Genomic DNA, 13270 nt, shown 5'->3' with positions numbered 1-13270 from the left:
CAATGCAGCACCAAATCCAGCTTTGCCGGGGGTGATGTGGATGGGTGCAGGGACTGGCGATGCGCCATGCACGGCGAGTGTCAACCAACAACTGCCTTCAGACGAACAGGTGATCGAAGCTGCCAGACAGGGAGATTTGAAATCTCTTGAGATTCTCATGAATCGGTACAAGAATTTTGTGCGTTCCAAAGCGCGGTCCTATTATTTGATTGGTGCTGACCGGGAAGACATTATTCAGGAAGGGATGATTGGGCTTTTCAAGGCGGTCCGCGATTATCAGGACGAGAGGCCCTGTTCCTTTAAAGCTTTTGCTGAGCTGTGCATTACCCGACAGATGATAACAGCCATAAAAACAGCCACCAGGCAGAAACACATTCCCCTGAATTCATACATATCCCTCAATAAGCCCATGTATGACGAAGAATCTGAACGGACGTTGCTGGATGTTTTATCAGGACACCGGCTGACCAATCCTGAAGAACTGATGATTTGCAGGGAAGAACTGGGAAGTATTGAGAATCGGATTGGCGATATTCTCAGCGATCTGGAGCTGAAAGTACTGACACTGTACGTCAATGGCCGGTCATACCAGGAAATTGCCTGTGAAATGAACCGGCATGTCAAATCCATTGATAACGCATTGCAACGCGTCAAACGAAAACTCGAACGTTACCTGGAAACCAGAAAAGCCTGAGTTTATTGGGCGAATTGAAAAGGGAGGAACGAAAATGGGAAAAGCAAAATTTGAAAGAACAAAACCCCACGTAAACATTGGAACCATTGGTCACGTTGACCATGGCAAAACCACGCTGACAGCGGCCATCACATCAGTACTGAACAAGCGATTCGGCACCGGATCAGCAGTGGCCTTCGACATGATCGACAAAGCGCCTGAAGAAAGAGAAAGAGGAATCACCATCTCAACAGCACATGTTGAGTACGAAACCCCGAACCGCCACTACGCCCACGTAGACTGCCCCGGCCATGCCGACTATGTTAAAAACATGATCACCGGAGCCGCCCAAATGGACGGAGCCATCCTGGTGGTATCCGCAGCCGACGGCCCCATGCCCCAAACCAGAGAGCACATCCTGCTGTCCAGACAGGTAGGCGTACCCTACATCGTGGTCTTCATGAACAAATGCGACATGGTGGATGACGAAGAACTGCTGGAACTGGTTGAGCTGGAAATCCGCGACCTGTTGAGCGCGTACGAGTTCCCAGGCGACGACACCCCCATCTTCAAAGGCAGCGCATTAAAAGCACTGGAAGATCCGGACAGCGAATGGGCAGATAAAATCGTTGAAATGTTTGAAGGCATCGACGAGTATATTCCACAGCCCGAGCGAGACGTGGACAAACCCTTCCTGATGCCCGTAGAGGACGTCTTCTCCATCACCGGCCGAGGCACAGTAGCCACCGGACGTGTGGAAAGAGGAACCGTTAAAGTACAGGAAGAAGTACAATTGGTGGGCCTCTCCGAAGAGCCCCGCAAACTGATTGTAACCGGCGTGGAAATGTTCCGCAAACTGTTGGATTTCGCCCAGGCAGGCGACAACATCGGCCTGTTGCTTCGCGGCATTCAGCGAACAGAAATTGAGCGTGGACAAGTACTGGCCAAGACCGGCAGCATCCATCCCCACACCAAGTTCAAAGCAGAAGTCTACGTACTGAAAAAAGAAGAAGGCGGCCGACACACACCCTTCTTTGACGGCTACCGTCCCCAGTTCTACTTCAGAACCACCGACGTTACCGGAAGCATCAAACTGCCGGATGGCGTAGAGATGGTTATGCCTGGAGACAACATCACCATGGACATCGAACTGATCAGCCCCATCGCCACCGAAGAAGGCCTGCGATTTGCCATTCGTGAAGGCGGCCGAACAGTAGGAGCCGGTGTTGTCGCTCAGATCATCGAGTAACAGGCTGCTTATTTAACACGAAACTTTGTTGCGGCAGGCCGGAGCGACGGTGGAAAACCGTCATCTGACAGCCTGCCGCAATAGAATTAAGAGATAACACCGAGGGCCAGGTATCTGCTGGTCCTTTATTTGCCGGACAAAAAACAACGGTCTGCTGGTGAAATACGATTGACAGGTCTGGTGAAATATGGTATATTCTACCAGTTAACGAGTTGTAAAGCCCGGTAAAGGCTTGGATAGAACAGCAAGGGGGCTTTAGGGAGCCTGACAGGGAGGTGTGAAGGATGAGAGTGAAAGTAACACTGGCGTGTACCGAATGCAAAAGAAGAAATTACCATACCACCAAGAACAAGAAAAATGATCCGGACCGCATTGAGCTGAGAAAGTACTGCAAGTTTGACCGTGCGCATACACTGCACCGTGAAACCAAGTAAACAGCGGCGGATAAAGAAAAAAGGATGTGAAGCACCGTGGCGAACCAGACTGTAACGGCTCCGACAAAATCCCAATCAATTGGCAAGTATGTTAGAAGCTCACGGGCAGAGTTGAAAAAAGTCCACTGGCCAACCAGAGAAGAACTCAAAAACCATACAGCGGTTGTTGTAGCTGTTTGCCTGATGGCAACACTGGCCCTGTGGGTGCTGGACACTGTTTTTGGCTTCGGGTTGAACATGATTATCCGATAACCGTCAGATTATCCAGGCTCAAAGGGGGGAAGGGGACACTGTCACAGGCAGTATCCTTCAGATATGTCAGAACAGGCAAAATGGTATGTGGTTCATACGTATTCCGGCCATGAAAACAAAGTGAAGGTTAACATCGAAAAAATGGTGGAAAACCGAGGCATGGAAGACGTGATCCTGGAAGTCAGGGTTCCAATGGAAGAAAAAATTGAAATTAAAAATGGAAAAAAACGCATCAAAGAATCAAAGCTGTTTCCAGGCTATGTCATCGTGAAGATGGTGATGACAGATGAGTCCTGGTATTTGGTGCGCAATACCCGTGGCGTTACCGGATTCGTGGGCCCCAGCTCCAAACCGGTCCCACTGACAGAAGATGAAGTGCGTAATATGGGTGTGGAAATCATTCGCCACGACATCAATTTTCAGGTGGGAGACTCTGTTCGTGTCATCAGTGGTCCCTTTGAGAGTTTCATTGGCAGCATTGAAAAAATCAACATGGACAAACAGACTTTTAAGGTACTAATTTCCATGTTTGGCCGGGAGACACCGGTTGAGCTGGAATTTCACCAGGTGGAGACCCTGTAATCCGGCGATAAGGGGAAACCGCTCATTAGGCAGACGCACACTCCTGACGGACGTGTGACCATCCCATAAAGGAGGTGGAAATAATGGCAAAAAAAGTTGTGGGACAAATCAAGCTGCAAATACCTGCCGGCAAAGCAACACCGGCACCGCCAGTTGGTCCGGCCCTTGGTCAGCATGGTGTCAACATCATGGGTTTCTGTAAAGAATTCAATGCCAAGACAGCAGACCAGGCAGGCTTGATCATTCCGGTGATCATTACTGTCTATCAGGACCGCTCTTTCACATTTATCACCAAAACACCGCCAGCAGCTGTTTTGATTAAAAAGGCCATCGGACTCGACAAAGCTTCCGGGGAACCCAACAAAAACAAAGTTGGTAAAATCAAAAAAGCGCAGGTGCGTGAAATTGCTGAGCTGAAAATGCCTGACTTGAATGCAGCCAGTGTTGAAACTGCAATGAACATGATTGCAGGAACTGCCCGCAGCATGGGTATTGAAGTGGAAGAATAGGAATTTAGTGGGAGGCCCTTCGGCCGATGGGACCACAAGGAGGAAAACCAATGAAAAAGAAAGCCAAAAAGTACCAAGACGCTCTCAAAGCGTTTGACAGTGCAAAGATGCATGATGTCGCTGAGGCAGTGGAAGTGCTGAAGCAGCTTCCATCAGCAAAATTTGATGAAACCATTGAACTGCACATGAAGCTGGGAGTCGACTCCCGCCATGCAGACCAGCAAGTCCGGGGAGCTGTGGTATTGCCCCACGGAACTGGCAAAACAAAGAAAGTACTGGTATTTGCAAAAGGTGAAAAAGTAACCGAAGCAGAAAAAGCCGGTGCCGACTTTGTGGGTGGCGACGAAATGGTTGAAAAAATCCAGAAAGAAAACTGGTTTGAGTTTGACGTGGTGGTGGCAACCCCTGACATGATGGGTGTTGTAGGCCGTTTGGGACGTGTGCTTGGCCCCAAGGGTCTGATGCCGAACCCGAAATCCGGAACAGTGACGTTTGAACTGGAACGGGCCGTCAATGAAATCAAAGCCGGTAAAGTGGAATACCGTCTGGATAAAACCAACATCATCCATGTACCCATCGGGAAAAAGTCTTTTGAAGCCGACAAGCTGACAGATAATCTGAGAGCATTGTTGGATGCGGTTGTGAAAGCAAAACCCGCAGCTTCCAAAGGCCAGTACCTGAGAAGCGTTACCCTGACAAGCACCATGGGACCCGGCATTCGCATCAACCCCAACAAAGTGATGTCTTAGACCGGAACCAGAGGTTCACAACATTGAATACTCTGCCGTAGACCGCAGGGACAGTTGACTGTTTAAACATCCTGCCGAGGCTTTTTCGAAATATAGAAAAAGGCCTCGTGCTGTCACCAGCAACGGGGCTTTGTTTCGTAAAAGCGGAACCAGAACCAAAAGGAGGTGCATTGCGTATGTCAAAAGCCATCGAGATGAAGAAGGCAATTGTTGAAGAGATTGCCGATAAGTTTTCAAAATCCACTGCAGCCATTTTGTTTGATTACCGAGGTCTGACAGTGGAAGAAGTCACAGAACTGCGAAAACAGTTTCGTGAAGCGGGTGTGGACTATAAAGTCTATAAAAACACACTGGTGAAGCGAGCGATTCAGGAAAAAGGGTTGAGTGATTTCTCAGAATTGCTGGATGGGCCCAACGCCATTGCTTTCAGCTATGACGATCCGATCATCCCTGCAAAAATCGGCAGTGAGTTCGCCAAAACCCACAAAAGCCTTGAGTTAAAAGCAGGTATTGTGGAAGGTGCGTTCTTGGATGAAGCAAAAGTGAATGAACTGGCTTCCATCCCGGCAAGAGAAGTGCTGATTGCAAAACTGCTGGGCAGCCTGAAGGCACCAGTGAGCAATTTCGCATATCTGTTGCAGGCAGTGATCGACAAGAAAACTGCCGAAGGCGAAGCCAGCTAGGAAACGAGTCAACCAATCAATCAAGCCCCTTAAGGGCAATATTAATGGAGGTGTCATGAATGACGATCGAACAAATTCTTGAAACGATTGAAAATATGAAAGTTACAGAGCTGAATGAACTGGTGAAAGCAGCAGAGGAAAAATTTGGCGTATCCGCAAGTGCTCCTGTGATGATGGCTGGCGGCGGAGCTGCAGCAGCTGTTGAAGAAGAAAAAACTGATTTTGATGTAATCCTGACCAGTCCCGGATCATCCAAAATTGGCGTTATCAAAGTAGTGCGTGAACTGACCGGACTTGGACTGAAAGAAGCCAAAGAGCTGGTTGACAATGCTCCGAAGCCAGTTAAAGAAGGTGCCGAAAAAGAAGAAGCAGAAGCCATCAAGGCCAAACTTGAAGAAGCCGGCGCCAGTGTTGAACTGAAGTAGTTCTTTTTACTGAAGAAAAATGATTCGCCAATAATGACTGTAAAAGCGTCTTCGACAGAAAATAAAATTTCTGAGAAGACGCTTTTTGTTGACAACTTGTATTTTGTTGTGATAATATTATACATTGCATAAAAGTCTTTTTTTCTGCGCATCAAATCTGGCGGCAACCCATGCACATCACCCGTCAGAGTGTTGCCGCGTCAACGTATTTCAATGTTTGAAACTCCACATTGAGGTAACCCCTGTATTCATGAAAATTCCGTTCAAAGCATTTTGGTCCTGGCGACCGAATGAACCAATGCGGGATTTTTCATTTCACGATAGAATTTACTATGATCACAAGGAGTGAAGCCCGGCATGCCACATCCCGTCAAAATTGGCAACAAAGAGCGAATGTCCTACTCAAGAATTGAAGAAATTCTTGAAGTCCCCAATCTGATTGAGATTCAGCAGGAATCCTATCGCTGGTTTCTGGAAGAAGGACTGGGAGAAGTCTTTAATGATATTTCCCCTATTGAAGATTATACCGGAAACCTGATCCTGGAATTTGTGGATTACAAACTGGAAGAATCTGCCAAATACAGTGTGGAAGAAGCCAAGGAACGTGATATGACTTACTCAGCCCCCATTAAGGTGAAGGTAAGGCTTATCAATAAAGAAACCGGCGAAGTCAAAGAGCAGGAAGTGTTCATGGGTGATTTTCCCATTATGACTGAGACGGGGACCTTTATTATCAATGGTGCTGAACGTGTCATTGTCAGTCAGTTGGTTCGTTCTCCCGGGGTTTATTACCATTCAGAATATGACAAAGCCGGCACCATGCTTTTCTCCTCGACACTGATCCCTAACCGGGGTGCCTGGCTGGAATACGAAACAGATTCAAATGGTGTGGTATCGGTGCGTATCGACCGTACCCGAAAGCAACCCATTACCATTTTGCTTCGAGCGCTGGGCTACTCAAAAGATCAACAAATCATTGATCTGCTGGGTGAAGATGAGCGTTTGTTGGCGACACTTGAAAAAGACAACACCACCACAACAGAAGAAGCATTGCTGGAAATCTATAAGCGTCTACGCCCTGGTGAGCCGCCGACTGTCGAAAGTGCCACTTCGCTGCTGAACTCCCTGTTCTTTGATCCGAAGCGGTATGATCTGGCAAAGGTTGGGCGTTATAAATTCAATAAAAAGCTGGCACTTGCAACACGCATCATGTACCGCAAGGCAGCAGAAAATATCGTTGATCCCCGAACCGGCGAAGTGCTGGTGGAGTCCGGCAAGAAAATCACCCGGCATGTTGCCGAAGCTATTCAGAATACAGGACTTAACCAGGCGCTGGTTTATTCCGAGGAAAATCAGGTGATCAAGGTCATCGGCAATCATTTTGTGGATGTTAAAGTACATGTACCCTTTGACCTCTCAGGCATTCGCCTGCGTGACAAAGTGTACTATCCAGTCCTGAAGGAAATACTGGATAGCTTTAAAACAGAAGATGAGATTCGACAGGCACTGAAAGAGCGTGTGCGGGAACTGAATCCGAAGCACATCATTGTGGCCGATATCATTGCCTCCATCAGCTATGTGTTCAATTTGGCGCATGAAATCGGACGGGTGGATGACATTGACCATCTGGGCAACCGGCGTCTGCGTTCGGTGGGCGAGTTGCTCCAGAATCAATTTCGCATCGGGCTCTCCCGCATGGAGCGTGTGGTTAAGGAAAGAATGACCATTCAGGATGTTGATCTGGTAACCCCCCAGGCGCTCATTAATATTCGTCCCGTGGTCGCTGCCATCAAGGAATTTTTTGGCAGTTCACAGCTGTCACAGTTTATGGATCAAACCAACCCATTGGCTGAACTGACTCACAAACGACGGCTTTCAGCTCTTGGACCTGGCGGACTGTCCCGGGAACGTGCCGGATTTGAAGTTCGGGACGTACATCACTCCCACTATGGACGCATGTGCCCCATTGAAACACCTGAGGGACCAAACATTGGACTAATCAACTCGCTGAGTACCTTTGCCCGTGTCAATGAATATGGGTTTATTGAAGTTCCCTATCGTAAAATCATCCAGGAAGAAGGCCGGGTTACCAAAGAAGTGGAATATCTGACGGCCGATGAGGAAGACATGCTCACCATCGCACAGGCGAATGAGCCGCTGGATGAAGAAGGTCATTTCATCAACAAACGGGTTGCTTCCAGAACAATTGAAGGCGCCATTGACATGGTTCCCCGGGAAGAAGCCGATTACATGGACGTTTCTCCGAAGCAGATTGTTTCGGTGGCAACCGCCATGATTCCTTTTCTGGAGAACGACGATGCCAACCGTGCCCTTATGGGATCGAATATGCAGCGGCAGGCGGTACCCTTGTTAATTGCAGAGCCTCCGGTTATTGGAACGGGGATGGAGTATAAGGCAGCCAGAGATTCTGGCGTTGTGGTGATTGCTAAAATCGATGGCGTGATTGAACGGGTGACTGGTACTGAAATCCTCATCAGGCGGGATGCTGACGGTCAGATCGACCGCCATAACCTGTTGAAATTCAAGCGCTCCAACCAGGGAACCTGCGTCAATCAAAAACCGATTATTGTCAAAGGACAACGGGTGAAAGCAGGCGACGTCATTGCAGACGGTCCTTCCACTCACCAGGGAGAAATCGCCCTTGGGCGCAATTGTCTGATTGGTTTTATGACCTGGGAAGGTTATAACTATGAAGATGCAATTCTCATCAATGAACGCCTGGTTAAAGAAGATGTGCTGACATCCATTCACATCGAAGAGTATGAAGCGGATGCACGCGACACAAAACTGGGACCGGAAGAAATCACACGAGATATTCCCAATGTGGGAGAAGATGCTCTGAAAGACCTGGATGAACGCGGCATTATCCGCATTGGCGCAGAAGTTCTGTCCGGTGACATTCTGGTGGGTAAAGTCACTCCTAAAGGGGAGACGGAACTGACGGCAGAAGAGAGGTTGTTGCGGGCTATTTTTGGAGAAAAGGCCCGAGAGGTAAGAGACACCTCGTTGAAAGTACCCCACGGTGAATCGGGTATCATTGTCGACGTGAAAGTGTTCACCCGGGAAAATGGCGACGAGCTTTCTCCAGGAGTTAACGAACTGGTGCGTGTGTACATTGCTAAAAAACGAAAAATCAACGTCGGTGATAAAATTGCCGGACGACATGGTAACAAAGGGGTTATTTCCAGAATTCTGCCGGAAGAAGATATGCCCTTCCTGGCGGATGGAACTCCCCTCGATATTGTATTGAATCCCCTGGGCGTTCCTTCCCGAATGAATATTGGACAGGTGCTGGAAGTGCACTTGGGTCTGGCAGCCAAAGCCCTTGGGTGGGAAGTGGCAACACCGGTATTCGACGGTGCCAATGAACATGATGTCATGGAGGCCCTGGAACTGGCGGGTTATCCGCGATCAGGAAAAATCCAGCTGCAGGATGGCCGCACCGGCGAGTTTTTTGACAACCCGGTTACCGTGGGTTACATGTACATGCTGAAACTTCACCATCTGGTGGATGATAAAATCCATGCACGCAGCACGGGCCCCTACTCACTGGTAACACAGCAGCCCCTGGGCGGTAAGGCTCAGTTTGGCGGTCAGCGATTTGGTGAAATGGAGGTCTGGGCACTGGAAGCATACGGTGCTGCCCACACCCTTCAGGAAATTCTGACGGTGAAATCCGATGATGTGGTGGGTCGTGTGAAAACCTACGAATGCATCGTCAAAGGTGAAACCATTCCGGAACCTGGTGTGCCTGAGTCTTTCAAAGTACTGATTAAGGAGCTTCAGAGTCTGTGCCTGAACATTCAGGTGATGACAGATGACAATCATGAAATAGAAATCAAGGACGCCGCTGATGATGAAATAGAATCTCTGGATACCGATCGCAAGGATCTTTTGCCGGAGCGCGAGACTGATCCGGAGCCCCTGGAAGATGAGGAAGATGCAGGTCCGGCAATCAGCGAATCGCGTGATGTGGATGAAGAAGAGCTGGAGTCGTCCATGATGTCCATTACCGGATTTGAAGAAGATGATGCCGAGGCATTGACACATGAAGTTATTGAAGATGACGAAGATCTGTAATCAACTGCTTTCGGCAACAGGTTCAGACCAGCAAGAACTGAAAGGGGAGAAGCTCCTTGTTTGAATTGAATCATTTTAAATCACTGCGAATATCCCTGGCCTCGCCTGAGAAAATCCGGCAATGGTCAAAGGGAGAAGTCAAAAAACCAGAAACCATCAATTACCGTACCCTTAAGCCAGAGAAAGAAGGCCTTTTCTGCGAAAAGATCTTTGGTCCCACGAAAGACTGGGAATGTCACTGCGGAAAATACAAACGGGTGCGATATAAAGGCGTTATTTGTGATCGGTGCGGCGTAGAAGTCACCAAGTCAAAAGTGCGTCGTGATCGAATGGGCCACATTGAACTGGCGGCACCGGTGTCTCATATCTGGTACTTTAAGGGAATTCCCAGTCGAATGGGTCTGCTGCTGGACATGTCGCCCCGTTCCCTTGAAAAAGTGCTGTACTTTGCGGCATATGTGGTGACAGATCCCGGCGACAGCCACCTGAGCCACAAGCAGATTCTGACAGAAAAAGAATTTGGCGAAGCCATGGATCACGCCCGTAAATCAGGGCAATATTTTACGGCGGCCATGGGTGCAGAAGCCATTAAAGAATTATTGGTGCAAATTGACCTGGAAGAACTGAACCAAGACTTGAGACAACGCCTGCAGGATAGTTCGGGGCAAAAAAGAGTGCGAACCATTCGGCGTCTGGAAGTGGTGGAAGCCTTCAGGAGATCAGGAAATCAACCAGACTGGATGATTCTGGATGTGGTACCGGTGATTCCGCCGGATCTGCGACCGATGGTACAGCTGGATGGCGGCAGATTTGCCACCTCTGATCTTAATGATTTGTACCGCCGGGTGATTAACCGCAATAATCGTCTCAAAAGATTGCTGGACCTTGGCGCGCCTGATATCATTGTACGCAATGAAAAACGCATGCTTCAGGAGGCGGTGGACGCGCTCATCGACAATGGCCGACGGGGCAAACCTGTAACTGGACCAGGCAACCGCCCGTTGAAATCGCTGTCAGATATGCTGAAAGGAAAACAGGGGCGTTTTCGTCAGAATTTGCTGGGGAAACGTGTGGACTATTCTGGACGTTCTGTCATCGTGGTAGGACCGGAGCTGAAATTCCATCAGTGTGGTCTGCCGAAAAAGATGGCTCTGGAACTCTTTAAACCTTTCGTCATGAAAACGCTGGTGGCAGATGGGCATGCCCATAACATCAAAAGTGCCAAGCGCATGGTGGAAAAAGTGCGACCCGAGGTGTGGGATGTGCTTGAAGAGGTCATTAAAAATCATCCGGTGCTTTTAAACCGGGCCCCAACCCTTCACAGACTTGGAATTCAGGCGTTCGAGCCGGTACTGGTGGAAGGAAAGGCGATTAAACTCCATCCTCTGGTGTGCACTGCGTATAACGCTGATTTCGATGGTGACCAGATGGCGGTACACGTTCCGCTATCGGCAAAGGCCCAGGCAGAAGCCCACGATCTCATGCTGTCAGTCAACAACATTCTGGCACCCAAAGATGGTCAGCCTATTACCACGCCTACTCAGGATATGGTACTGGGAAGCTACTACCTGACCATCGATATTCCCGGATCAAAAGGGGAAGGGATGATTTTCAAAGATTTTGAAGAGATGCTAATGGCGTATGACACCGGCAAAGTTGACTTGCATGCCATGGTGAAGGTGCGCATGAAGCACCCTGAAAAAGCAGAGAGAGCATTGGTTGAAAGTACGGTGGGACGCTTCATTTTCAATGAAAAACTGCCCCAGTCCCTGGGTTTTGTGGATCGTGAAGAAGACGCATATTCCCTTGAAGTGGATTTCGTCTGCGACAAAAAGGCGCTGGGTAAGATTATTTCCAAGTGCTATCGCAAATATGGGAATCTTGCAACCGCAGAAATGCTGGATTATATCAAATTTATCGGATTCAAATTCTCCACCCGGGGTGCTGTCACCATCGCTGTTTCAGATATGGAGGTTCCCGAAGAAAAAGCCGGCTTAATCGCTCAGGCAGAAGAGAAAGTGGATCAGTACGAGCAGGTTTTCCGTCGGGGACTGATTTCCAATGACGAACGTTACGAGAAAGTTATGGCTGTTTGGGAAGAAACGACCGGAAAAGTGACAGATGCCTTGATGAACGGACTTGACCGGATGAACAACGTCTTTATCATGGCTCAATCAGGCGCCCGGGGAAGTAAAAACCAGATTCGACAGCTGGGCGGTATGCGTGGATTGATGTCAAATGCAAGTGGACACACAGTGGAAGTTCCCATTAAATCAAACTTTCGTGAAGGTCTGACCGTGCTGGAATATTTTATTTCAACCCATGGTGCCCGAAAAGGACTTGCCGATACGGCTCTTCGAACAGCGGATTCAGGTTATCTGACCCGCCGCCTGGTGGATGTATCTCAGGATGTGATTATTCGTGAAGAGGATTGCGGCTCTGAAGTGGGCATGACAGTGGAAGCCTTCAAAGACGGCAACGAGATGATTGAAGAGTTGTACGATCGACTGGTGGGCCGTTATCTTCTAAAAGATATTCTTCATCCTGAAACCGGCGCGGTGCTGCTGGAAAAAGGCAAAATGGTCATGGAAGAGGATGCCGAGCGCATTATTGAAGCAGGTGTTCAGCGGGCTGAAATCCGATCCATCCTTGACTGCAAAACCAAGTACGGTATCTGCAAAGTCTGCTATGGCCGCAATCTGGCCACCGGCAAGCAGGTGGAAGTGGGAGAAGCTGTTGGTATTATTGCCGCCCAGTCCATTGGAGAACCTGGAACTCAGTTGACCATGAGAACCTTCCATACCGGTGGTGTTGCTGGAGCAGATATCACCCAGGGTCTTCCCCGTGTCGAAGAACTCTTTGAAGCCCGAAAGCCAAAAGGACTGGCTATCATCAGCGAGATTGACGGTGCGGTGAGTCTGGTTGAAAGTAAAAAGAAACGGGAAGTACATGTACGCAACGCAGAAGAAGAAAAGGTGTATGAGATTCCCTATGGTTCCCGCATACGGGTTAAAGAAGGGCAAATGATTGAGGCTGCTGAAGAAATTACAGACGGTTCAGTCAACCCTCATGATATCCTGCGTATCAAAGATGTGGGCGGCGTGCAGAACTATATCATTAAAGAAGTGCAGCGCGTTTACCGAATGCAGGGTGTTGATATTAACGATAAACACATTGAAGTGATTGTGCGACAAATGCTGGGTAAAGTGAGAATCGAAGATGACGGTGATGCTGACCTGCTGCCAGGCACTCTGGAAAGTGTTTACACCCTCGAAGATATTAACAAGAAGGCCGTTGAAGAGGGGCGGGAACCGGTTCAAAGCAAGCGCGTGCTGCTGGGAATCACTAAAGCTTCTCTGGCAACTGAGTCCTTTTTGTCAGCAGCGTCATTCCAGGAAACCACTCGAGTGCTCACTGAAGCGGCCATTAAAGGGAAAGAGGATTTCCTCATCGGCCTGAAAGAAAATGTGATTATTGGCAAGCTAATACCGGCAGGAACGGGTATGAAACGGTATATGGATGTGGCTCTTGATCTGAAAGAAACAGATATATCGGAGATGGATGCAGATTCAGCAGATACGTTTTAACACAATCTTCATCAACTTATTGTTGA

The 13270-nt window shown here is 48.7% G+C and carries 11 protein-coding genes and 1 other annotated feature; all 11 genes read left to right on the top strand.

Annotation, left to right across the window (positions count from 1 at the left end):
- Positions 1 to 40 precede the first annotated feature (40 nt).
- The 11 genes from sigH to rpoC all read left to right on the top strand — a co-directional run bounded on the left by sigH (position 41) and on the right by rpoC (position 13244).
- Positions 41 to 694: an RNA polymerase sporulation sigma factor SigH gene (gene sigH / locus QOL74_RS16965; RefSeq protein ID WP_283410710.1), complete on the top strand. Its 654-nt coding sequence runs from the start codon at positions 41 to 43 to the stop codon at positions 692 to 694.
- Between the two features lie 34 nt (positions 695 to 728).
- The gene (gene tuf, locus QOL74_RS16960) at positions 729 to 1922 is read left to right on the top strand and encodes an elongation factor Tu (RefSeq protein WP_283410677.1); all 1194 of its coding nucleotides are present in this window, start codon (positions 729 to 731) and stop codon (positions 1920 to 1922) included.
- A gap of 284 nt (positions 1923 to 2206) precedes the next feature.
- Positions 2207 to 2356 (top strand): 50S ribosomal protein L33, encoded by a 150-nt coding sequence (gene rpmG / locus QOL74_RS16955; protein WP_283410690.1) that lies wholly within the window; start codon positions 2207 to 2209, stop codon positions 2354 to 2356.
- Between the two features lie 36 nt (positions 2357 to 2392).
- Entirely contained in the window at positions 2393 to 2608 is a 216-nt protein-coding gene (secE, locus tag QOL74_RS16950; RefSeq protein ID WP_283410689.1) for a preprotein translocase subunit SecE, read from the top strand.
- 63 nt (positions 2609 to 2671) lie between these two features.
- Complete coding sequence (gene nusG / locus QOL74_RS16945; protein ID WP_283410688.1) at positions 2672 to 3190, top strand: transcription termination/antitermination protein NusG; 519 nt, start codon at positions 2672 to 2674, stop codon at positions 3188 to 3190.
- A gap of 83 nt (positions 3191 to 3273) precedes the next feature.
- On the top strand, positions 3274 to 3699 hold the full coding sequence (gene rplK / locus QOL74_RS16940) for a 50S ribosomal protein L11 (RefSeq protein WP_283410687.1): 426 nt from the start codon (positions 3274 to 3276) through the stop codon (positions 3697 to 3699).
- A gap of 50 nt (positions 3700 to 3749) precedes the next feature.
- Positions 3750 to 4448, top strand: coding sequence for a 50S ribosomal protein L1 (gene rplA / locus QOL74_RS16935; protein WP_283410686.1), 699 nt, complete (start codon positions 3750 to 3752; stop codon positions 4446 to 4448).
- Positions 4449 to 4465: 17 nt separating this feature from the next.
- Positions 4466 to 4592: a sequence feature (ribosomal protein L10 leader region), on the top strand.
- 32 nt (positions 4593 to 4624) lie between these two features.
- The gene (gene rplJ, locus QOL74_RS16930; RefSeq protein ID WP_283410685.1) at positions 4625 to 5131 is read left to right on the top strand and encodes a 50S ribosomal protein L10; all 507 of its coding nucleotides are present in this window, start codon (positions 4625 to 4627) and stop codon (positions 5129 to 5131) included.
- A gap of 59 nt (positions 5132 to 5190) precedes the next feature.
- Complete coding sequence (rplL, locus tag QOL74_RS16925; RefSeq protein WP_283410684.1) at positions 5191 to 5556, top strand: 50S ribosomal protein L7/L12; 366 nt, start codon at positions 5191 to 5193, stop codon at positions 5554 to 5556.
- Between the two features lie 357 nt (positions 5557 to 5913).
- Positions 5914 to 9657 carry a DNA-directed RNA polymerase subunit beta gene (rpoB, locus tag QOL74_RS16920; protein WP_283410683.1) on the top strand — a complete coding sequence of 1248 codons (3744 nt, stop codon included), beginning with the start codon at positions 5914 to 5916 and terminating at the stop codon, positions 9655 to 9657.
- A gap of 56 nt (positions 9658 to 9713) precedes the next feature.
- Positions 9714 to 13244, top strand: coding sequence for a DNA-directed RNA polymerase subunit beta' (gene rpoC, locus QOL74_RS16915; protein WP_283410682.1), 3531 nt, complete (start codon positions 9714 to 9716; stop codon positions 13242 to 13244).
- The last annotated feature ends 26 nt before the right edge of the window (positions 13245 to 13270 follow it).

The sequence above is a fragment of the Anoxynatronum buryatiense genome, assembly GCF_900182905.1.
Lineage (GTDB): Bacteria > Bacillota > Clostridia > Peptostreptococcales > Tindalliaceae > Anoxynatronum > Anoxynatronum buryatiense.
The sequence above is the reverse complement of the archived record's forward strand: the minus strand, read 5'-3'. Positions and strand labels throughout refer to the sequence as shown.

What these genes read in the sequence shown, in the direction of transcription:
- sigH (WP_283410710.1), top strand. Translation starts at nt 41, where the DNA reads ATGGGTGCAGGGACTGGCGATGCGCCATGCACGGCGAGTGTCAACCAA.
- rplK (WP_283410687.1), top strand. Translation starts at nt 3,274, where the DNA reads ATGGCAAAAAAAGTTGTGGGACAAATCAAGCTGCAAATACCTGCCGGC.
- rpmG (WP_283410690.1), top strand. Translation starts at nt 2,207, where the DNA reads ATGAGAGTGAAAGTAACACTGGCGTGTACCGAATGCAAAAGAAGAAAT.
- nusG (WP_283410688.1), top strand. Translation starts at nt 2,672, where the DNA reads ATGTCAGAACAGGCAAAATGGTATGTGGTTCATACGTATTCCGGCCAT.
- rplA (WP_283410686.1), top strand. Translation starts at nt 3,750, where the DNA reads ATGAAAAAGAAAGCCAAAAAGTACCAAGACGCTCTCAAAGCGTTTGAC.
- rplJ (WP_283410685.1), top strand. Translation starts at nt 4,625, where the DNA reads ATGTCAAAAGCCATCGAGATGAAGAAGGCAATTGTTGAAGAGATTGCC.
- rpoB (WP_283410683.1), top strand. Translation starts at nt 5,914, where the DNA reads ATGCCACATCCCGTCAAAATTGGCAACAAAGAGCGAATGTCCTACTCA.
- rplL (WP_283410684.1), top strand. Translation starts at nt 5,191, where the DNA reads ATGACGATCGAACAAATTCTTGAAACGATTGAAAATATGAAAGTTACA.
- tuf (WP_283410677.1), top strand. Translation starts at nt 729, where the DNA reads ATGGGAAAAGCAAAATTTGAAAGAACAAAACCCCACGTAAACATTGGA.